Raw genomic sequence first — 20,468 nt, 5'->3', positions numbered from 1 at the left:
ACAACGACTTGGAGCGGGAATTTCATTTCATGAGCCAGATTACGGGGTTGGGTTTGGGACGGGCGTGCGCGGTGCTCGCCTTGATTGGCGGCATGCAGGGCGCGTACGCGCAAGGATTGGCCGACTCGGCGCCGGCCGCACAGCCGGTGCAGGCCGCATCGGCGCCGGTGGTCGCGATTCCGTCGGTCGACGCGCAGGGGCAGACGCAGATGCAGGCCGGTGACACGACCGGCCCCAGCACGGTCGACGAGCTGCAGCGCCTGATCCAGGCGCACACGCTGACGGAAATGCGCACCGCCTACAACGGCAGCTACGGCGCGAGCCTGCTGTTCAACGTGAAGGACGGCGCCTATTTCGTCGCGCTGTTCCAGCAGAAGGCGTTCTGGCGCGTGATCAAGACGTACAGCGACGTGCGGGCCGAAGCGATCTATCGCGATTTCTCGCGCCAGGCCGAGCATCTGGCCGTCAACGAGCTGCGTGCGGCGAAGCTGGAATCGCAGAAGGCGCAGACGGACCGCCAGATCGCCGTGACGCAGGAGCGGGCGCGGCGCCTGCAGGCGGACCTGTCGATCGCCCGCGAGCAGCAGGCGGCTGTCGCGGATCGCCAGAAGACAGTGCGCGGCGAAACCGTGGCGCTGCAGTCGCAGCAGGCGGAGCTCAAGTCGCAGCTGCGCGCGTTGCAGCAGCAGGTGCGTGCATTGCAGCGCGAGGCCGATGCCGGCCTGCCGGCTGCGCACTGAGCTGAGCGAAGCGGCCGGCGCATGCGGCGACATGCCGCGCCGGCGCGATGAAGAAAAAAGGGCAAACCCGCGGGTTTGCCCTTTTGCTTTTGACTGGCTGGCGCCTTACTGGCCGTCCGGCACGATGCGCCGACGGCGGGTGACGATCACCGGCCCATTGCCGTTGCCGCTGCCGGGCGATGCCGGGGCGTCGCCCGAATCGCGCGGTGCGCCGTAGCTCTCGCGCGGCGTGTAGCCTTCGCGCGGCTCGCGGGGTTCACGCGGCTCGCGCGGCGCGCCGTAGCCTTCGCGGGGCTCGCGCGAACCGTAGTCGCCGCGTGACTCGCGGGAGCCGCCATGCGAGCCGTACGGGCTGTGGCCGCCGCCTTCACGGCCGCCGGGGCGCCCGCCGCCGCCCGTGCGCGGGCCGCGCGAACCGCCGCCGCCCGGTCGCGAACCGCCGGTGTCGAGCTGGATGGTGGAAATCGCACGCTTGTAGATGCCTTGCAGACCCACGGGGGTGCGCAGCATCACCAGGTACTGGTCGAACGACTCGATGCAACCCGTCAGACGAATGCCGTTGACGAGATAGATCTCGACGCGCTTGCGTTCCTTGCGCGCGGAATTGATGAAGTCGTTTTGCGGATGGGATTCTGCGGGATTGGCCATTGAGATGCGGCAGGAGCCTGCGTCAGAAAGTATGTTGTGCGTGTGTGTGGCGTGGAATCCACAAAGTGTTTGGCGGGATTCTACCCTGTTCGATCCGGATGCGCGCGGTCGTGATTGTGTCGAACCGTAACCCACTATAGACGCTTCCACGCGATTTCGCGATTCGGTCAAACGGCTAGCGGTGCATTGTTACGTCGCGTTACGACTCTCGCAGGACCGTTGCACCTGGCGGCGCGCCGCTCGGCTAGAGTCGTCGCGCATGCCGGTCGAGCCGGCTTATCAGAGGTCCAGAACATGAACAAGAGGCGAATGGCAGTGTGGGGCGGCGCCGTTGCGTTGCTGGCGTCCGCGGCGTCCGGCAGTGCGATGGCGGGCCATGTCGACGTCGCGGTCGGGATCGGCCTGCCGGTCGCGCCGGTCTATGTCGAGCCGGCGCCGGTCTATGTGGCGCCGCAGCCGGCGGTGGTCGCGTACCCGGGCTACGGTTACGGCTACTACGACGAAGACGACGATCGCTACCGCAAGTGGCGCAAGCATTATTACAAGCACTGGCGCAAGCATCACGGCGACGATGACGATTGAGCGCCGCGCGCGTCAAAACGCGTAGTCCGGGTTCTTCGGGTCGAACGCGGCGTCGTCGAACGACGCCGGCGCGATCTTCTCGATCACGATCCGCTCGAACACCCGGCCGTCGTTGTCATACGATTCGACGGTCCGGAAATAGGGCTCGCGCAGGTCGAGCCCCAGAATCTCCTTCTTCGCATAGAACTGCGGCCGGCCGGTCGGCGTTTCGTAGGTCAGCGCGACGACGCGCACGCCGCCGACCGTCTTCGCTTCCACACGGGTCGGGCGCTGCACGCCCGCTTCCAGGTATTTCCTTCCCTCGGTCAGGTACAGGTTCGCGATGAACTCGGTGCCGAGATCCTTCACCTGGTGATTCGACTGCGCGCGCGCGAGCGTGCCGTCGAGCGCCGTCCACATCGGCAGCTTGCCGAGCAGGCCGCCGAGGTGCCCAACCATCTCGTCCTTGCGCCGCGTCGTGTCGTAGATGATCTCCTGGCCGGCATGCGCGCCGTCCGGCAGCCATTTCGCATAGACCCTGAGCGGCTCGCGCGTGGTTCGGACCAGCATCCGGTCGGGCGTGTCCGACCATTTCCCGTTGATGCGTTCCTGGCGGACCATCGTGAATTGATACGACGGATAGCCGTTCGGCCCCTGGCGGATGTATTCGGGCACGGCGAGCGGGTCGAGCGCCGCGAACAGCGCGGCGAGCGTCGCGTCGTCGAGCTTCGCGAGCGTGCCCTGGCGCGCGGCGGCTCGCAGCCAGCGCGCCTGCTGCGCGGCCGGCTGATGGGTCACGTTCGCGAGATCGGCGGGCAGGGTGGCCGCGTCGTGCGCGGCCGGCGCCGCGCTTGCGGCCTCCTGCGCGCGCACGCCGGGCAGGGCGAGCGCCAGCGCGGCGGCGAGCGCGGCGACGGCTGCGTGTCGGCGCAGCGGCCGCGCGTGCCGCCCGGTGGATCGAGTCATCGGTGGTGTCTCCGCAAGCGGCCGGTGTTCAACTGCGCGAAGCCGCATTGCGCTTCGCGATTTCCTCGTCGCGCAGCGCGCGGCGCAGGATCTTGCCGACATTGGTCTGCGGCAGCGCGTCGCGGAACTCGACGAACTTCGGCATTTTGTAGCCGGTGAGGTTCTTGCGGCAATGCGCGAGCACGTCGTCGACGGTCAGCGCCGGGTCGCGCCGCACGACGAACACCTTGATCCGTTCGCCCTGCACGTCGTCGGGAATGCCGATCGCCGCCGCCTCGCTGATGCCCGGATGCATCACCAGCACTTCCTCGATCTCGTTCGGATACACGTTGAAGCCCGACACGAGGATCATGTCCTTCTTGCGGTCGATCAGGCGCACGAAACCGCGCTCGTCCATCACGCCGATGTCGCCGGTGCCGAGCCAGCCGTCGGCATCGATCACCGTGGCGGTTTCGTCGGGGCGCTGCCAGTAGCCGCGCATCACCTGCGGCCCGCGCACGCACAGCTCGCCGGGCTCGCCGATGCCGGCCCAGGTGCCGTCCTCGCGCCGGAAGCGCACGACGGTCGACGGCGCGGGCAGGCCGATCGAGCCGCTGAACGCGGCCATGTCCGCCAGGTCGACCGGGTTCATCGTGACGATCGGCGAGCACTCGGTGAGCCCGTAGCCCTCGACGATCGGCCGGCCCGTCACCTGCTGGAAGCGTTCGGCGACCGCGCGCTGCATCGCCATGCCGCCCGCCATCGCGAGCTTGAGCTTCGAGAAATCGCGCTTGCGGAATTCCTCGTCGTCGAGGAACGCGTTGTACAGCGTGTTGATGCCGGTGATGCCCGTGAAGGTTTCGTGACGGATGATCTTCATCACCATCTTCGTGTCGCGCGGGTTGGCGATCAGGATGTTGCGCCCGCCGAGCCCCATGAAGATGAATGCGTTCACCGTCAGCGAATAGATGTGATACAGCGGCAGCGGCGTGAGCACCGTCTCGATGTCGCCCGAAACCTGATCGGCGATCCACGCCTTCGCCTGCAGCAGGTTCGCGATCAGGTTGCCGTGCGTGAGCATCGCGCCTTTCGCGACGCCCGTCGTGCCGCCCGTGTACTGCAGGAACGCGAGATCGTCGCGCGTGAGCGGCACGGGCTGCGGCGTGCCGCGCGCGCCGAGCGCGAGCGCCGAGCGCAGCTGCACGGCCTGCGGCAGGTGATAGGGCGGCACGAGCTTCTTCACGTGCTTCAGCACGAAATTGATGAGCCGGCCCTTCGCGTTGAAGCCGTCCGCGAGCAGGTCGCCGAGCGCGGTGACGAGCACGTTCTTCACCTGCGTTTCCGGCAGCGCGTCCTGCAGCGTGCGCGCGAAGTTCTCGAACACGACGATCGTCTGCGCGCCGCTGTCCTTCAGCTGATGCGCGAGCTCGCGCGCCGTGTACAGCGGATTGACGTTGACGACGATCGCGCCGGCCTTCAGCGTGCCGAACAGCGCGACCGGATACTGGAACGTGTTGGGCAGCATGATCGCGACGCGGTCGCCCGGCTTCACGCCGATGCTCTGCAGATACGACGCGAACGCGGCCACCTTCTGCGCGAGCGCGCGATAGGTCAGCGACGCGCCGGCGCTCACGTACGCGACACGCTCGGCGAACTGCGCCGTGCATTCGTCGAAGAACTGCACGAGCGACGCATACTGCGTGACGTCGATCTCGCGGGGCACGCCGGGCGGATACGACGCGAACCAGACGCCGTCGGTGTTCGGCGGCGTCTGCGCGGCGGCTGGCGCTGCGGAAGCGGACATGGTGGTCTCCAGGATCATGAGGATGAGGCCGCGCGCACAGGCGCGGCCGCGTGCGGTCAGGTGGCGGGGTGCAGCGTCGCGTCGTCGGCGGGCGAGTCCGCCGGCAAGGTGGGCAGCGCGGGCGGCGCGGCCGGCGCGTCGTTGGCGCCGGCGTCGTCGAGCACCGCCGCGAAGATCGCGAGTTGCGCGCTGTCGGGCATCGGCGCCTTCAGCGCGGCGACGATCAGCGACGACAGGCGCGCGATCATCTGCACGTCGTCCATCGTGCGGCCCTGCGAGAACTCGTCGATCAGGCTTTCCGTCTCGGCGCCCGCGAGCGCGCCGGACAGCGCGCCGATCGCGAAGTGCAGCCGCCAGCCGAGCTCCGTGCGCGGCAGGTACGGCAGCGCGCGCTGGAACGAATCGAAGAAGCGGACGGCGACGCTCGCGTAGTGCGCGGTCAGGAAGTTGCGCACGAACGGCGACGGGTCGGTGTACGCGCGGCCGATCAGCCGCAGAAATGCGCGGCCGCCGCGCTCGGGGTCGCGCGACGCCTTCAGCGCGGGAATGAACATCGCGCCGAGCACGTGCTCGCACGTGACGTGCGCGCCGAGCTGCGCGTCGAAGCGATCGAGGATGCGCAGCCGCTCCTGGTTGAGCTGGTCGAGGCGGCGCGACAGCATCGCGTGGATCAGCGCCTCCTTGCTGCCGAAGTGATAGTTGACCGCTGCGAGGTTGACCGCCGCGCGCGACGTGATCTGCCGCATCGACATCGCCTCGAAGCCGTGCTCGACGAACAGATCCTCGGCTGCATCGAGGATGCGCGCCTTGGTGCCGCCGGCTTGCCGGCTGCCGGACGGCCGTCCCGCGGACGGCCGCCCCACCTGACCCACTGCCATGTTCCGCCTCCCATGCCGATCGCGCGGCGGCGATCCGGCGATTCGAATTTGTAATTTCAAACAATCGTTTTTATTAAGATAAAAAGACGCGCCGGGCGCGGGCAAGCGCTGAATCTGGACAGAAACCTCTAGATCGATGTGCAGGTGCGGCAAGACGATCGCGCGGCCGCCGCGTGGCGGGCCGCGCGGCATGGTGCGGCGCGTCAAGCGATGGTTTCAGCCGACGCTGCTACGCGTATTGACCGATTGCGTCATGTCGACGCCGCGCCGTTCGGGACTGAACACGATCAGCACGGCGATCACGATCGCGACGGTGCCGCACACGAGCGCGAGCGCGAGGCTGTAGTCGTTGCCGTGCGACACCGCGAGCGACGCCTGCATCGTCGCGTTGCCGGACGCCAGCAGGTTGCCGAGCTGGTAAACGAAGCCGGGGAACGTTGCACGGATGTCGTCGGGCGAGATCTCGTTCAGGTGCACGGGAATGATGCCCCACGCGCCCTGCACGGAAATCTGCATCAGGAACGCGCCCGCGGCGAGCGCGAGCGGGCCGCTCGAGTACGCCCACAGCGGCAGCACCGGCAGCGCGATCAGCGCGGCGATGAAGATCGTGCGGCGCCGGCCGATTCTTTCGGAGAGCGCGCCGCAGGTGAGCCCGCCGACGATCGCGCCGATGTTCAGCACGATCGTGATCCACGACACGGTATGCGGATCGAAGTGATGCTGCTCGCGCAGGAAGGTCGGGTACAGGTCCTGCGTGCCGTGCGAGAAGAAGTTGAACGCGGTCATCAGCACGACCGCATAGATCGCGAGCTTCCAGTTCTGCCGCAGCGTGGACGCGAGGCTCGGGCGCGGCCGCTGTTCCATCTGCTTCCACGCCGGCGATTCGGGCACGTGCGCGCGCACGTACAGCACGAGCAGCGCGGGCAGCACGCCGATCATGAACATCCCGCGCCAGCCGATGTACTGGTAGAGCACGCCGAACACCACGGACGCGAGCAGGTAGCCGCTCGGGTAGCCGGCCTGCAGCAGCCCCGACACGATGCCGCGCGCATGGGTCGGCACGGTCTCCATCGTCAGCGCGGAGCCGACGCCCCATTCGCCGCCCATCGCGACGCCGAACAGCGCGCGCAGCACGAGCAGCGCGGTCAGGCTCGGCGCGAAGCCCGATGCGAGCTCGATCAGCGAATAGCACGCGATGTTGACCATCAGCGTCGGGCGGCGGCCGAAGCGGTCGGCGAGGCGGCCGAAGATCAGCGCGCCGAGCGGGCGCATCGCGAGCGTCAGCGTCAGCGCGAACGCGACGGCCGGGATGCTCGAATCGAACTCGGCCGCGATGTCCTTCAGCACGAAGACCATCAGGAAGAAATCGAATGCATCGAGCGTCCAGCCGAGATAGGCGGCGATCGTGACGTTGCGTTGCTCGCGGGTCCAGCTCATGGCGGACGTCTCCTCGTTGGCTTGCGCCGTGACGGTTCGCAGCGGCCGCCCGGCCGGCGCGCCGCGCGGGGGCATCATCGAGTGTAGGATGCCGTGCCGCATGCGGCGGCCCGCGCCGCCGCCGAATCGGGAATAATCCCTACGAAATGGTTTGTTTCGCGCCCTGCAATACTAGATCGCGACGCGCCGTGCGCGTGCCGTGTCGTGGTCCTGAAGGGCGGTTGTCATGTATTCGTCAATCGACGGCGCGCATGCGCCGACCCAGGAGCCCCGATGACCGATCGTCCCGCCGTTGCGCTGCCCGTGCTCGAGACCACCCGCCTGTGGCTGCGGCCGCGCGTGCTCGCCGATCTCGAGGCGTGCCTCGCGATGGATCGCGACCCGGAGGTCACGCGGCACATCGCCGGGCCGTGGCACGACCCGGTCGAGCACCGCCGCTTCGTCGAGCACCGGATCACGCGCGACTATCCGCCCGGGCTCGGCTACTGGTCGATCTTCGAGAAGGCGGCGCCCGACGCGTTCATCGGCTGGATGCTGCTGATTCCCGACTATGCGAACGGCGCGCGCGACATCGAGATCGGCTGGCGGCTGGTGCGCGCGGCGTGGGGGCGGGGCATCGCGAGCGAGGCCGCGGTGGCCATGGTGCGCCATGCGTTCGATACCGTGCGGCTGCCGCGCGTGATCGCCGACATCGCGGCGGCGAACGCCGGCTCGCTGAACGTCGCGCGCAAGCTCGGCATGCGCCGCATCGGCGTCGTGCAGGACGGCATTCCGTACGTGCGCCACCGGCTCGAGCGCGACGACCTGCGCGCGTAGCGCGCGTCATGCGGCGCGCGGCAGGTTTTGTCATGGATCGTCAAACCGGGGCACGCGAGGGATGCGCGGTATTAACGCCGCATGCGATCAGGAGTATCGTTGCCGGAATTTGCTTGCAGAGGGAACGATCATGACAATCGGCCGCGATGTTCATCTCATCCCCGTCAAGCTCGACGCGCTGCGCCCGACCCAGATGACGGTCGGCTACCGGGAAGTGAAAGCCAAGCGCAAGCACTGGAAAGCGCTCGGCAAGCGCGAGCGCAAGGCGGCGATCGATTCGCACTGGTTCCCGGCGGTCGTCGGGCCCGACGGCCGGCATTTCATCACCGATCACCATCATCTCGGCCTCGCGCTGATCGAGGAAGGCGAGACGACCGTCAAGGCGATGCTGCTGAAGGATCTGTCGTGGCTCGACGAGACGATCTTCTGGCGGATGATGGAGCACAACCAGTGGGTGCACCCGTTCGGCGCGGACGGTGCGCGTCGCGACTATGCGCAATTGCCGAACGCGCTCACCGGCCTCGAGGACGATCCGTACCGCAGCCTCGCGGGCGAGCTGCGCACGGCGGGCGGCTATGCGAAGGATGCGACGCCGTTCAGCGAATTCCTGTGGGCCGACTACCTGCGCCAGCACGTGACGCTCGACCAGATCCGCAAGAACTTCGACAAGGCGCTCGCCGCCGCGCTGACCCACGCGCACGAGCAGAACGCGCGCTATCTGCCCGGCTGGTCGGGCGTCATCGTCGCGAAAGGCTGACCCGCGCGCGCCACGCCCCCGCATGACGACCACGCCGAACCATACCGACGCCGGCCCGCAGCATGCGGACCATTTCGCCACGCTCGATGCGGCGCCGCCGCCGCGCGCGCAGCGGCTCGGCCGCGATGCGCTGGCCGGCGTGTCGATCGCGGGCCTGCTGATCCCGGAAGCGGTTGCATACGCGGGGCTCGCGAACCTGCCGCCGCAGGCCGGCCTGATCGCGCTGCTGTCGGGGCTCGTCGTCTACGCGCTGACGGGCAGCAGCCGGTTCGCGATCGTCTCGTCGACGTCGTCGTCGGCCGCGGTGCTCGCGGCGACGGTGTTCGCCGAGTCGAGCATGGGGCTCGCCGCGCAGCTCGCGCTCGCGGCGGCGCTCGTCGCGATGACGGGCGTGCTGTTCATCCTCGCGGGCGCGTTCCGGCTCGGCGGCATGTCGGACTTCGTCGCGCGGCCGGTGCTGCGCGGCTTCACGTTCGGGCTCGCGCTGACCATCGTGATCAAGCAGCTGCCGAAGATCTTCGCGATCCAGGTGCAGCACAGCGATGCGCCGCGCGTGGCGCTCGACCTTGTCGAAGGCCTCGCGCGGGCGAACTTCGCGAGCGTCGCGCTCGGCGGCGGGGCGCTCGCGCTGCTGTTCGTGCTCGGGCGCCGCTCGCGCGTGCCGGCGACGCTGGTCGTGATCGTGCTGTCGATCGTCGCCGGCTACTTCGTCGACTGGCAGCGCTACGGGATCGCGATCGTCGGGCACATCGATTTCCAGCACATCGCATTCGGCCTGCCGTCGCTCGACCGCAACGCGTGGATGCAGACCACCGAGCTCGCGTTCGCGCTGATGCTGATCCTCTATGCGGAATCCTACGGATCGATCCGAAATTTCGCGCTGAAGCATGGCGACGCGGTGTTGCCGAACCGCGACCTCGTCGCGCTCGGCTGCGCGAATCTCGTGTCGGGGCTGCTGCACGGGATGCCCGTCGGCGCCGGCTATTCGGCGACGTCCGCGAACGAGGCGGCCGGCGCGCAATCGCGCTTCGCCGGGCTGTGGGCGGCTGGCGTGATCGCGCTGATCGTGTGGCTGCTGCTGCCGCAACTGGCGCGCACGCCCGAGCCGGTGCTCGCGGCGATCGTGATCTTCGCGGTCAGCCATTCGCTGCATCCGGCGGTGTTCCGGCCGTACTGGCTCTGGCATCGCGACCGGCTCGTCGTGATCGCCGCGCTGCTCGCGGTGCTGGTGCTCGGCGTGCTGCACGGGCTGCTCGCCGCGATCGGCGTGAGCCTGCTGCTGACGCTGCGCAAGCTGTCGGAGCCGAACGTGAGCGTGCTCGGCCGGCTGCGCGACAGCCACGATTTCGTCGACGTGTCGATTCACGCGGACGCGATGCCGGTGCCCGGCGTGCTGATCGCGCGGCCGGAGGCGCAGCTGTTCTTCGCGAACGCGGACCGGATGCTGAACCGCGTGCGTGCGCTCGTGAAGGCGGCGCCGGATACGCACACGGTGCTGCTGAGCCTCGAGGAGACGCCCGACGTCGACGGCACGACGATCGAATCGCTGCGCACGTTCGCCGCGGAATGCGCGGCGCGCGGCCAGCGCTTCGCGATGGTGCGGCTCAAGCTGCACGCGCTGCATGCGCTGCGTCGCGCGGCGGACGACACGCTGCGCACCGATGCGATGTCGGAGCTGAGCGTCGACGAGAGCCTGCAGCAGCTGCAGGCATCGGGCAGGGTGGCGACGGAGGGCGCCTGACGGGCGTCAGCGCGCGTCGAGCACCTCGAAGCGGTACGCGATCTCGAGCGGTCGCGCCGGATCGAGCGTCACCGCGGTCGCGACGCCGCGCGTGTTGATGGGGTTCGGCGCGAGCGACGCGCGGCAGCCGAGCTCGAACGCGCTCGCAACCGGCTCGACGCCGACGCACAGGTTGCGGCCGTTCCAGGGCGCATACGCGCGGCCGCGATTGCTGATCCACAGCAGCAGCGACGGCAGCGCAGCCGCATCCCAGGTGAGCCGGTAGGCGGCGCCGGCCGCGTCGTCGTGCAGCGTCACGCTTCCGTCGATCCCGCACAGCTGCACGATTTCCTCGGTGGCGTCGGCGAACGGCAGCCGGTCGAACGCGCGCCAGCCGCCGTCGGCCAGCGGCACGCGGTCGAGCGTCTCGAACGTCGCGCCGGGCCGGCCGCGCGACACGCCGCGCTCGGGGCCGCCCGGGTGGACCATGCCGAAGCGGAACGCGCCCGGCTCGATCCGGAGGGCGCCGGCGAGCGCCGGCAGCGCGAGGTTCGGATGCAGGCCGGCCGGGCGGCGCGCGGCGCTGCGCGCGTCGATCCGCAGCACGATGTCGAGCGCCGCGCGCTGCGGATCGGCGCGGATCGTGCGCGTGACACGCGCGATCGGCGAGCCGGCCGGATAGTCGAGCGCGATCTCGATGTCGTGCGATGTGCGCCGCACGCAGGCCCATTCGCCGATGCATCCGTAGCCATGCTGAAGATCGTCGCTCGCGTCGTGCGCGGCGAGCGGCGTGGCAACCGCGTCGCGCCAGCCGTCGGCGAGGCCGTCCGGCGCGTAGGGCACGCCGAACGGCACGCACGCGAATTCGCTGCGCATCGTGCCGAGCAGGCCGTCGGGCAGCGCGCCCGGTTCGTCGAGCCACGGCGGTTCGTAAAACGGGCGGACGACGCGCGTGCCGCTGTCGAAGGTGACGCCGCCGAGCATGCCGCCGCGTGCATGCACGTCGAATGCACCGTGCGCCCATTCGAGATGCCAGACTGATTCCATGAGGTCGATGCGTGAGTTCAGGAGTCGTTGAGCGGCGTGCCGCCGGTCAGTTTTCTTCTTCGCGCCAGCAGGTGCCGTGCCGCGCGAGCAACGCGCTGGCGGGCGCGGGGCCCCAGCTGCCGGCCGCATACGGCTTCGGCGCTGGCGAGCGCGGCGCGCTGCCGCCGAGGATCGGCGCGACCCAGCGCCACGCGGCTTCCTGCTCGTCGCGGCGCACGAACAGCGCGAGGCGTCCCGCGATCACGTCGAGCAGCAGGCGCTGGTAGGCCTCCATCCGGTTCTGCTGGAAGAAGCGGTCGAACGCGAGATCGAGGTGCACGCCCTGAAGCGTCATGCCGAGCCCCGGCTGCTTCGCGAGCGTGCCGAGCCGGATCGACTCGTCGGGCTGCAGGCGGATCGTCAGCCGGTTCGAGCCGGAGCGCAGCGACGCAGCGCCGAGCGCGGCATGCGGCACCGGGCGGAAGTTGACGACGATCTCCGCGACGCGATCGGCGAGCCGCTTGCCGGTGCGCAGGAAGAACGGCACGCCGGCCCAGCGCCAGTTGTCGACTTCCGCCTTCAACGCGATGAAGGTCTCGGTCGTGCTGCCGGGCGTCACGCCCGGTTCGTCGTGGTAGGCCGGCACCGCGACGCCGCGCACCGCGCCCGCGCGATACTGGCCGCGCACGACGCTGCGCGCGATCTCGTCGTCGGCGAGCGGCTTCAGCGCGCGCAGCACGCGCAGCTTCTCGTCGCGCACCGCGTCGGCATCCATCGACTGCGGCGGCTCCATCGCGATGATCGCGAGCAGTTGCAGCAGGTGGTTCTGCACCATGTCGCGCAGCGCGCCGGTCTGGTCGTAGAACGGGCCGCGCCCGCCGACGCCGAGCTCCTCCGCGACGGTGATCTGGATGTTCTCGATCCATTCGCGGCGCCACAGCGGCTCGAACATCACGTTGCCGAAGCGCAGCGCGAACAGGTTCTGCACCGCTTCCTTGCCGAGGTAATGATCGATCCGGTAGATCTGCTCTTCGGAGAAGATCTCGCCGACCGCGTCGTTGATCGCGGCCGACGACGCGAGATCGTAGCCGAGCGGCTTCTCGAGCACGACGCGCGACGACGCCGGCGCGAGGCCGGCCGCCGCGAGCGAGCGGCAGATCGGCACGAACAGCGACGGCCCGGTCGCGAGATAGAAGATGCGCCGGCACGGTATCGATTCGAGTGCGTCGGCGAGGCGCGCGAACGCGTCCGGCCGGCTCGCGTCGAGCGCGACGTACGCGAGCCGTTCGACGAAGCCGCGCCATGACGCGGCGTCGAACGTTGCGCGCTCGACGTGCGGACGCACGGACGCGTCGACCCAGCGCAGGTATTGCGCATGATCGAACGGGTTCTGCGCGACCGCGACGATGCGTCCGGCGGGCGCGAGCAGGCCGTCGCGATGCGCGGCGTACAGCGCCGGCAGGATCTTGCGCATCGCGAGATCCCCCGTGCCGCCGAACAGCACGAACACGAAAGCCGACGGGTCGCGCGCGGCGCTTGCGTGGGCCGTATTCATCGCGGCACGCCCACGGCCGCGGCCGACGTGTCGAGCAAGGCGGCCACCTCGGCCGCCGTCGGCGCATAGGCGCCCGCGTGCGCGCACGCGACCGACGCGCAGGCGGCCGCGTAGCGCAGGTGCTCGGCGGCCGGCGCGTCGGGGCGCGTGAGGAGGCTCGCCATCCAGCCGCCGACGCTCGCGTCGCCGCAGCCGACGGTATCGGCGACCTCGGTCGGGAAGGCCGGCTGGAACAGCGTGTCGCCGCCATGGAACAGCTGCATGCCGGACGCGCCGCGCGTGACGAGCACGGCCGCGTCGGGCGCCCACGCGCGCAGCTGCGCGAGCGCGGCGGCCTCGTCGAGTTCGGGGAACAGGCCGCTCAGGTCCTCGTCGGACACCTTGATGTAATGGGCGAGGCCGGCCAGCCGGCGCAGCGTCGCGCGATACGACGGATCGGCCATCGGCGCGCGGAAGTTCGGGTCGAACGAGATCCGCTTGCCGGCCGCGCGCGCGGCCTGCGCGATGTCGATCAGCCGCGACGCGAGCGGCTCGCGCACGACGCCGAGCGAGCCGACGTGCACGATCTCGGCGGCGTCGAGCGCGCCGGCGGGCAGCGCGGCCGGGTCGAACGCGAGATCGGCGCTGTTTTCGCCGATGAAGAAGTAGTTCGGCGGCTGCTTCGACACGACCATCGCGAGGAACGGCGCGCGGTCGACCTGGCGCATGAAGCGCATGTCGAGCCCGGCCTCGGCGCTCTTGCGCATCAGCTCGTCGCCGAAGATGTCGCGGCTGACCGTGCCGGCGAAGCCGGTCGGCACGCCGAGCCGCGCGCCGACGCGCGCCACGTTCCAGCACGAGCCGCCGGCGATGCTGTGCCAGTGCTGCGCATCGTCGCGGATGAAGTCGGTCAGCGCTTCGCCGAATACGACCAGGCGGGGGAGGTTCGTCGTCATGTCGATGCTCACGCCGCGGTGCCGCGCCGTGCCTTGTAGCGGTTGATCAGCTGGTTGGTGGAGCCGTCGTGCGAGCGGGCCGGGCCCGGCGCGTCGAGTTCGTTCTCGATCGCGACCGCGAGCCGCTTGCCGAGCTCGACGCCCCACTGGTCGAACGAGTTGATCTGCCAGACCGCGCCCTGCACGAACACCTTGTGCTCGTACAGCGCGATCAGCGCGCCGAGCGACGCGGGGTCGAGCCGGTCCAGGCAGATCGTGGTGGTCGGGCGATTGCCCTCGAAGTGGCGATGCGGCTCGTCGGGCGAGCGCGCGCCGTTCATCAGCGCCTCGGACTGCGCGAAGCAGTTCGCGACGAGGATGTCGTGATGCGCGTCGAACGCGTGCTGCGGCTGCATGCAGACGATCATGTCCGCGGGAATCACCGCGGTGCCCTGGTGCAGCAGCTGGAAGAACGCGTGCTGGCCGTTGGTGCCGGGTTCGCCCCAGATCACCGGGCCGGTTGCGTAGTCCACCCGCTCGCCCGCGAGCGTCACCGACTTGCCGTTGCTCTCCATGTCGAGCTGCTGCAGGTAAGCGGGCAGCCGGTGCAGGTAGCGGTCGTACGGCGCGATCAGGTGGCTCGTCGCGCCGAGGAAGTTCTGATGCCAGATGCCGATCAGCGCGAGCAGCGCGGGCAGGTTGCGTTCGAGCGGCGCATCGGCGAAATGGCGGTCCATCGCATGCGCGCCGTCGAGCAGCGCGTCGAACGCATCCATGCCGTTCTGCAGCGCGATCGGCAGGCCGATCGCCGACCAGAGCGAATAGCGGCCGCCGACCCAGTCCCATAATTCGAACATGTTGGCCGGGTCGATGCCGAATGCGGCAACCGCGTCCGCGTTGGTCGACACCGCGACGAAATGCCGTGCGATCGCGGCCTCGGGCGCGCCGCTCGCGAGCAGCCACGCGCGCGCCGTATGCGCGTTGACGAGCGTCTCGCGGGTCGTGAAGGTCTTCGACGACACGATGAACAGCGTCGTCTCGGGATCGGCGCGCTTCAACACTTCGGCGATGTCCGCGCCGTCGACGTTCGACACGAAGTGCATCGTCAGCCGTTCGTGCGCGGTCGGCTTCAGCGCCTCGCACACCATCTTCGGGCCGAGATCCGAGCCGCCGATGCCGATGTTGACCACGTCGGTGATCGCGCGGCCCGAGTGGCCTTGCCACGCGCCGTCGCGCACCGCGCCGGCAAAGGCGCGCAGCTTCGCGAGGACGGCCGCGACCTGCGCGGCGACGTCCGTGCCTTCGACGAAGCGCGGCGTGCCCGAACGGTCGCGCAGCGCGACGTGCAGCACCGCGCGGCGCTCGGTGGCGTTGATCCGCTCGCCGGCGAACATCGCGTCGCGCCGCGCCTCGACGCCGCTCGCGCGGGCGAGCGCGACGAGCCGCGCGATCGTCTCGTCGACGACGGGATGCTTCGAGAAGTCGACGAACAGGCCGGCCGCCTCGAGCGAGAAGCGCGCGGCGCGCTCGGGATCGCGCGCGAACAGCTCGGGCAGCGGGGTGCCGGCCAGCGCGTCGCGATGGTCGGCGAGGGCACGCCACGCGGGCGTCCGGGTCAGCAGGGTCATGATCGGCAAGGGTGCGGGTTCAGGTTCGGGTTCGGAAGGATCAGTGCGGGGCGCTCCAGCCCTTGTAGCTCTTCACGTTGTCGCGCGTGATGAGCGCCGGCTCGATCAGGATCATCGGGTTGGCGGGCTTCTGGCCGTTCATGATCCCGTAGCCGACGTTGACGGCCTGCTGCGCCATCGCCCACGGATCCTGGCTCGACGACGCCTGCACGAGCGTGTTGGTCTTGAGCGCGGTCTCGATGTCGGGCGCGCCGTCGACCGACGTGATCACGATGCCGGTGCGGTTGAGCTGCTTCGCGGCGAGGTCGCTGCCGACGGCCTGCGGATCGTTGATCGTGAACACGCCGTCGAGCTTCGGGAAGCGCGTCAGGTAGCCCTGCATCACGTTCATCCCGCCTTCGCGCGAGCCCTTGCCGTCCTGGTCGGCAGACAGCAGCTTGATGCCCGGATTCTTCGCGAGCACGGCCTTGCAGCCGTTCACGCGGTCGACCACCGCCGACACCTGCGGGCCGTTTTCGATGATCACGTTGCCTTTGCCGTTGAGTTTCTTCGCGAGGAAGTCGCACGCGAGCTCGCCGGCCTTCACGTTGTTGGTCTGCACGGTCGCGTTCGCGCCGGCCGCCGCGACGTCGACCGCGACCACCGTGATGCCGGCCGCCTGCGCCTTCTTCACCGCGGGCTCGATCGCCTTCGGGTCGGCGGCGTTGAGCAGGATCATGTCGACGTGCGCGGAGATGAAGTTGTCGATCTGCGTGAACTGCTTGTTCAGGTCGTAGTCGGCCGACACGGCCGTGACCTTCGCGTTCGGGTTGAGCTGCTTCGCGCGCGCCTCGGCGCCTTTCGCGATCGTGACGAAGTACGGGTTGCCGAGCGAGCCGACCGTGATGCCGATCGACTTCAACGGCTTGTCGGCCGCGTGCGCGGCGGCCGTTGCGAACGCGAGCGCGCAGGCGATGCCGGTCAGGACAGCTTGGGGCTTGAACATGTCGTTGTCTCCGTGAGGTCCGTTGGACGGCGGGCGCAGGAGGACCTGCCTGCGCCCCGATAAATGAAAGGGGGTGTCAGGTGCGGGCCGAATCGCGCTGGCGGTAGCGGTCGAGCGCGACGGCGCCGATGATCACGAGGCCCTTGATGATGTATTGCCAGATGTCGGACACGCCGAGCAGCACGAGGCCGTTGGTGAGCACCGCGATGATCAGCGCGCCGATCAGCGTGCCGACGATCGAGCCGACGCCGCCGACGAAGCTGGTGCCGCCGAGGATCACCGCGGCGATCGCGTCGAGCTCGTACGACTGGCCGAGCTGCAGGCCGTTGGCCGCATAGAGCCGCGCGGCCGACATCACCGCGCCGAGGCCGGCGAGCAGGCCCGACGCCGCGTAGACGAACAGCTGGATCATGCGCACGTTGATGCCGGACAGGCGCGCGGCCTCCGGGTTGCCGCCGACCGAGTAGATCCGCATGCCGAGCACGGTGCGGCGCAGGATGAACCACGACGCGACGATCACCGCGCCGGCGATCACGACGAGCCACGGCACGCCGAGCAGGGTGCCGTTGCCGATGAACGCGAACGGCAGCTGCGGGTTGAAGATCGTCGTGTCGTTGCCCATCAGGCGCGCGACGCCGCGCACGGCCGTCAGCGCGCCGAGCGTGACGATGAACGGCGGCAGGCGCAGCAGCGCGATCAGGCCGCCGTTGATCATGCCGAACACGAGGCCGACCACGAGCGCGGCCGGCACGCCGAGCCAGCCCCAGCCGGGGATGTTCGACGCGAGCAGCGCGGCGACGGCCGCGGCGGCGAGCACCGAGCCGACCGACAGGTCGATGCCGCCCGTCAGGATCACGAACGTCATGCCGGCCGCGAGCACGATGTTGATCGATGCCTGCTGCGTGACGATCGACAGGTTCTGCAGCGTGAAGAAGCCGTCGGTGAGCAGGCCGAAGCCGATGCAGAGCAGCACCAGCACGGGCAGCATGCCGGCGGTGCGCATCAGCGACTGCATGCGCGCGCGGTGGTCGGCGACACGCGCCTGCGGCGCGCGGTCGTGCACCGGATGGGCCGGCGCGGAAGCGAGGTTCCGCTGCTTGGTCGGGTTGATCATTTCGGTAGCCTGAATGTAATGGGGAAAATGATCGGCAACGCTCAGTGCGCGTCTGCCGGTTCCGTTTGCGAGCCGGTGGCGAGCGCGATGATCGCCTCCTGCGTGATCGGCGCGCCGCTGTAGCCGCCGAGCTCGCCAGCGATCTCGCCTTCGCGCATCACCAGCACGCGGTCGGCGACGCCGATGATTTCCGGCAGCTCGCTCGAGATCACGATCACGCCGACGCCCGCGCGGGCCAGTTCATTGATGATCCGGTAGATCTCGGATTTCGCGCCGATGTCGACGCCGCGGGTCGGCTCGTCGAGGATCAGCACGCGCGGCTTCGTCTCCAGCAGGCGCGACAGCAGCACCTTCTGCTGGTTGCCGCCGGACAGCGCGCCGACGTTGACGTTCGCGTGCGGCACGCGGATCGACAGCGATGCGATCGCGTCGCGCGCGCGTTCGGCGCCGCGCGCCAGATCGAGCGCGCCGAGCCGCGCGTCGCGGTTGCACACCGAGATGTTGATGTTGTCGCGCACGCTCATGTCGAGGAACAGGCCCTGGCGCTTGCGGTCCTCGGTCAGGTAGACGAGGCCCGCGTCGATCGCGTCGCGCGGCGAATGCGCGCCGAAGGTCTTGCCGTCGACCGACACGTCGCCGCGCGTGCGCGGCTCCGCGCCGAAGATCAGCCGCGCAAGCTCGGTGCGGCCCGCGCCGACGAGCCCCGCGATGCCGAGCACCTCGCCCGCGTGCAGCTCGAGGCTGCAGCCGCGCACGCGGCCGCCGTCGGCGACGTCGCGCACCGACAGCAGCAGGTGGCCACGGTCGTACGGCGCGTGTTCCTTCTTGTAGAAGCCGGAGATGTCGCGGCCGACCATCATCGCGACCAGCCGCTCGGCCGACAGCGCCGCGCGCTCGAGCGTGCCGACGTAGGTGCCGTCGCGCAGCACCGACACGCGATCCGACAGCTCGTAGATCTCGGCCATCCGGTGGCTGATGTAGATGATCGCGAGGCCTTCCTCGCGCAGCTGGCGGATCAGCCGGAACAGGTGTTCCGTTTCGCGCGACGACAGCGGCGTGGTCGGCTCGTCCATCACGAGGATGCGGGCGCGGGTGTGCACGGCGCGGGCGATCTCGACGAGCTGCTGCTCGGCGATCGACAGCGTGCCGACCAGCGTGTCGGGCCCGAACGGCGCGCCGAGGCGCTGGAGCACGTCCTCGCAGCCGCGCGCCATCGCCGCGCGGTCGATCGTGCCCCAGCGGCGGTTGCCGCGCCGCAGTTCGCGGCCGACGTAGATGTTTTCCGCGACCGTCAGGTTCGGCGCGAGGCACAGTTCCTGGTAGATCACCGCGACGCCGGCATCGCGCGCGGCAAGCGGGCCGTCGATGTCGATGCGCTGGCCGTCGATCAGGATCTCGCCGCCCGCGTCGGCCTGGTACGCGCCCGACAGGATCTTCATCAGCGTCGACTTGCCCGCGCCGTTCTCGCCCATCAGCGAATGGATCTCGCCCGGATAGACGGTCAGGCTCACGTCGTCGAGCGCGCGCACGGCCGGGAACGTCTTGCTGATCCCGCGCATCTCGAGCAGCGGGCGGGGCGACTCAGATCGCGACATGGTTGACCTCCTGCGATTCCGCGCTTGCGCCTTTGAGGATGCCGGCTCGCGGGGAGAAGTTGAAGAACATCGGCAGCGTCGCGGCGCCGATCGCACCGGCGTCCGCGCCGAACGTGCCGCGCACCAGCGCCGGCGTGCCGCGCGCTTCGGGCGCGGTCGCGACGAGGGCCGAGCGCAGGCGGGTGGCGACTGCGTCGATCAGGCCCGCGTCGGTGTCGGCGTCGAGCACGACGACGGGCGCGTCGACCACGCACAGCACCGCGCGCAGCGCGGGGGCGAGCGCGTCGACGCAATCGTCGATCCATTCGTCGACGGCGGGCAGGCCGCGCGCGATGCACGCTTCGAGGTCGGCGCGGTTGTCGACCTGCTCGCCGCTGTGGCGCAGGTGGCGCACCAGCGCGTGCAGCGATGCGCGTGCGAGCAGGATGTCCCACGGGCCGCGCGGCGGCGGCGCGGACGGCAGGCGGCTCGGCGGCACCGGCATCACGCCGATGTCGCCTGCGTTGCCGGTGACGCCGCGCAGGCAGTCGCCGTCGATCGCGATGCCGCCGCCGATCGCCGGGCCGATGAACAGGTAGACGAAGTCGTCCTGCTGGCGGCCGACGCCGTAGAACAGCTCGGCGATCGCGGCCGCGTTGCCGTCGTTTTCGCCGAACACGGGCAGGGACACCGCGCGGCCGAGCTCGCTCGCGAAATCGACGTCTTCCCACGGGCGGAACGTGTCGGGCGCGAGGCCGAGTTCGCGCATCCAGCTGCCGAGGTTGTACGGCTGCGCGACGCCGATGCCGGTCAGGCGCTCGCGTTCATGCGCGGGGAGCAGGGCCTGCATTGCGTCGATGTCGCGGCGGACGATCTCGAGCACGTCGGCAGGCGGGGGCAGCAGCGTGTCGTGCGTGACGCGGCCGAGCACGTCGCCGTCGAAGTTGACGAGCGCCGTTTCGATGCGCATCCGGTCGAGGTGGACGCCGATCCCGAACGCGCCGCGCGGATCGAGACGGATCAGCGACGCGGGCTGGCCGCGCTGGCCTTCGACGCGACGGCCGGTGAACTCGATCAGCTTCGCGTCGGCGAGCGACGCGATGATGCTGCCGACGGCCGTGCCGGTCAGGTTCGCGAGGCGCGCGAGGTCGGCCTTCGACGCGCTGCCCGCGCGCCGCAGGGCCTTCAGCAACAGGCGCTCGTTGTAACGGCGCACGTTGGCCGAGTTGCTTCCCTGGCCGATGTGCGGGCTTCGCATGGTGTCTCCTTCCATGGCGCGCCGGTTGGTGGCGCATTAAATAAATCACGTTGATTTATTTAACCGCGTGGCGATCGGCATGTCAGCCTAGGGAAATCCCGGGCATTG

At 69.6% G+C, this 20,468-nt stretch carries 18 protein-coding genes; 5 read left to right on the top strand and 13 right to left on the bottom strand.

Translation table 11 applies throughout. The features are described 5' to 3' along the window. Positions 1–29: 29 nt before the first annotated feature. The gene (locus ABFO07_RS11500) at positions 30–740 is read left to right on the top strand and encodes a DUF2968 domain-containing protein (protein ID WP_059886137.1); all 711 of its coding nucleotides are present in this window, start codon (positions 30–32) and stop codon (positions 738–740) included. A 105-nt stretch (positions 741–845) separates the two neighbouring features. Here ABFO07_RS11500 and hfq read toward each other — a convergent pair whose 3' ends face one another. Next, positions 846–1,388, bottom strand: coding sequence for an RNA chaperone Hfq (gene hfq, locus ABFO07_RS11495; protein ID WP_059560236.1), 543 nt, complete (start codon positions 1,386–1,388; stop codon positions 846–848). Positions 1,389–1,682: 294 nt separating this feature from the next. On the opposite strand from hfq, the gene ABFO07_RS11490 reads away from it, so the two are divergent. Continuing rightward, positions 1,683–1,970 carry a PXPV repeat protein gene (locus tag ABFO07_RS11490; RefSeq protein ID WP_124480441.1) on the top strand — a complete coding sequence of 96 codons (288 nt, stop codon included), beginning with the start codon at positions 1,683–1,685 and terminating at the stop codon, positions 1,968–1,970. 12 nt (positions 1,971–1,982) lie between these two features. Here the strand turns inward: ABFO07_RS11490 and ABFO07_RS11485 are convergent, their stop codons facing one another. The 4 genes from ABFO07_RS11485 to ABFO07_RS11470 all read right to left on the bottom strand — a co-directional run bounded on the left by ABFO07_RS11485 (position 1,983) and on the right by ABFO07_RS11470 (position 7,013). Further along, complete coding sequence (locus ABFO07_RS11485) at positions 1,983–2,915, bottom strand: DUF1571 domain-containing protein (protein ID WP_060147743.1); 933 nt, start codon at positions 2,913–2,915, stop codon at positions 1,983–1,985. 28 nt (positions 2,916–2,943) lie between these two features. Then, positions 2,944–4,698: an AMP-binding protein gene (locus ABFO07_RS11480; protein ID WP_060148003.1), complete on the bottom strand. Its 1,755-nt coding sequence runs from the start codon at positions 4,696–4,698 to the stop codon at positions 2,944–2,946. Between the two features lie 56 nt (positions 4,699–4,754). Next, a complete protein-coding gene (locus ABFO07_RS11475) occupies positions 4,755–5,576 on the bottom strand; it encodes a TetR/AcrR family transcriptional regulator (protein ID WP_059560244.1) in 822 nt (273 codons plus the stop codon). A gap of 216 nt (positions 5,577–5,792) precedes the next feature. Further along, on the bottom strand, positions 5,793–7,013 hold the full coding sequence (locus ABFO07_RS11470) for an MFS transporter (protein ID WP_059560830.1): 1,221 nt from the start codon (positions 7,011–7,013) through the stop codon (positions 5,793–5,795). Between the two features lie 273 nt (positions 7,014–7,286). On the opposite strand from ABFO07_RS11470, the gene ABFO07_RS11465 reads away from it, so the two are divergent. The 3 genes from ABFO07_RS11465 to ABFO07_RS11455 all read left to right on the top strand — a co-directional run bounded on the left by ABFO07_RS11465 (position 7,287) and on the right by ABFO07_RS11455 (position 10,327). Further along, a complete protein-coding gene (locus ABFO07_RS11465; RefSeq protein ID WP_059906170.1) occupies positions 7,287–7,829 on the top strand; it encodes a GNAT family N-acetyltransferase in 543 nt (180 codons plus the stop codon). 130 nt (positions 7,830–7,959) lie between these two features. Further along, the gene (locus ABFO07_RS11460) at positions 7,960–8,586 is read left to right on the top strand and encodes a ParB-like protein (protein ID WP_060159545.1); all 627 of its coding nucleotides are present in this window, start codon (positions 7,960–7,962) and stop codon (positions 8,584–8,586) included. Positions 8,587–8,608: 22 nt separating this feature from the next. Continuing rightward, positions 8,609–10,327 (top strand): SulP family inorganic anion transporter, encoded by a 1,719-nt coding sequence (locus tag ABFO07_RS11455; protein ID WP_060350948.1) that lies wholly within the window; start codon positions 8,609–8,611, stop codon positions 10,325–10,327. A 6-nt stretch (positions 10,328–10,333) separates the two neighbouring features. Here the strand turns inward: ABFO07_RS11455 and ABFO07_RS11450 are convergent, their stop codons facing one another. From ABFO07_RS11450 to ABFO07_RS11415, 8 genes are all read right to left on the bottom strand, one after another. Beyond that, positions 10,334–11,353, bottom strand: a complete 1,020-nt coding sequence (locus ABFO07_RS11450; protein ID WP_347467246.1) for a hypothetical protein — start codon at positions 11,351–11,353, stop codon at positions 10,334–10,336. A gap of 46 nt (positions 11,354–11,399) precedes the next feature. Next, positions 11,400–12,887: a glucose-6-phosphate dehydrogenase gene (gene zwf / locus ABFO07_RS11445; protein WP_124489912.1), complete on the bottom strand. Its 1,488-nt coding sequence runs from the start codon at positions 12,885–12,887 to the stop codon at positions 11,400–11,402. Continuing rightward, positions 12,884–13,822 (bottom strand): carbohydrate kinase family protein, encoded by a 939-nt coding sequence (locus tag ABFO07_RS11440; protein ID WP_347467244.1) that lies wholly within the window; start codon positions 13,820–13,822, stop codon positions 12,884–12,886. The genes zwf and ABFO07_RS11440 overlap by 4 nt, the downstream gene beginning before the upstream one ends. Before the next feature lie 8 nt (positions 13,823–13,830). Continuing rightward, complete coding sequence (pgi, locus tag ABFO07_RS11435) at positions 13,831–15,429, bottom strand: glucose-6-phosphate isomerase (RefSeq protein ID WP_347467242.1); 1,599 nt, start codon at positions 15,427–15,429, stop codon at positions 13,831–13,833. Positions 15,430–15,469: 40 nt separating this feature from the next. Beyond that, positions 15,470–16,414, bottom strand: a complete 945-nt coding sequence (locus ABFO07_RS11430) for an ABC transporter substrate-binding protein (protein ID WP_059807115.1) — start codon at positions 16,412–16,414, stop codon at positions 15,470–15,472. A 76-nt stretch (positions 16,415–16,490) separates the two neighbouring features. After that, a complete protein-coding gene (locus tag ABFO07_RS11425) occupies positions 16,491–17,528 on the bottom strand; it encodes an ABC transporter permease subunit (protein WP_059560264.1) in 1,038 nt (345 codons plus the stop codon). Positions 17,529–17,569: 41 nt separating this feature from the next. Next, positions 17,570–19,123 carry a sugar ABC transporter ATP-binding protein gene (locus tag ABFO07_RS11420; protein WP_059962648.1) on the bottom strand — a complete coding sequence of 518 codons (1,554 nt, stop codon included), beginning with the start codon at positions 19,121–19,123 and terminating at the stop codon, positions 17,570–17,572. Continuing rightward, positions 19,110–20,360 carry an ROK family protein gene (locus tag ABFO07_RS11415; protein ID WP_059560843.1) on the bottom strand — a complete coding sequence of 417 codons (1,251 nt, stop codon included), beginning with the start codon at positions 20,358–20,360 and terminating at the stop codon, positions 19,110–19,112. The genes ABFO07_RS11420 and ABFO07_RS11415 overlap by 14 nt, the downstream gene beginning before the upstream one ends. Positions 20,361–20,468 lie beyond the last annotated feature (108 nt).

The sequence above is a fragment of the Burkholderia stagnalis genome (assembly GCF_039848545.1).
In the GTDB taxonomy this organism is placed as follows: domain Bacteria; phylum Pseudomonadota; class Gammaproteobacteria; order Burkholderiales; family Burkholderiaceae; genus Burkholderia; species Burkholderia stagnalis.
The sequence above is the reverse complement of the archived record's forward strand: the minus strand, read 5'-3'. Positions and strand labels throughout refer to the sequence as shown.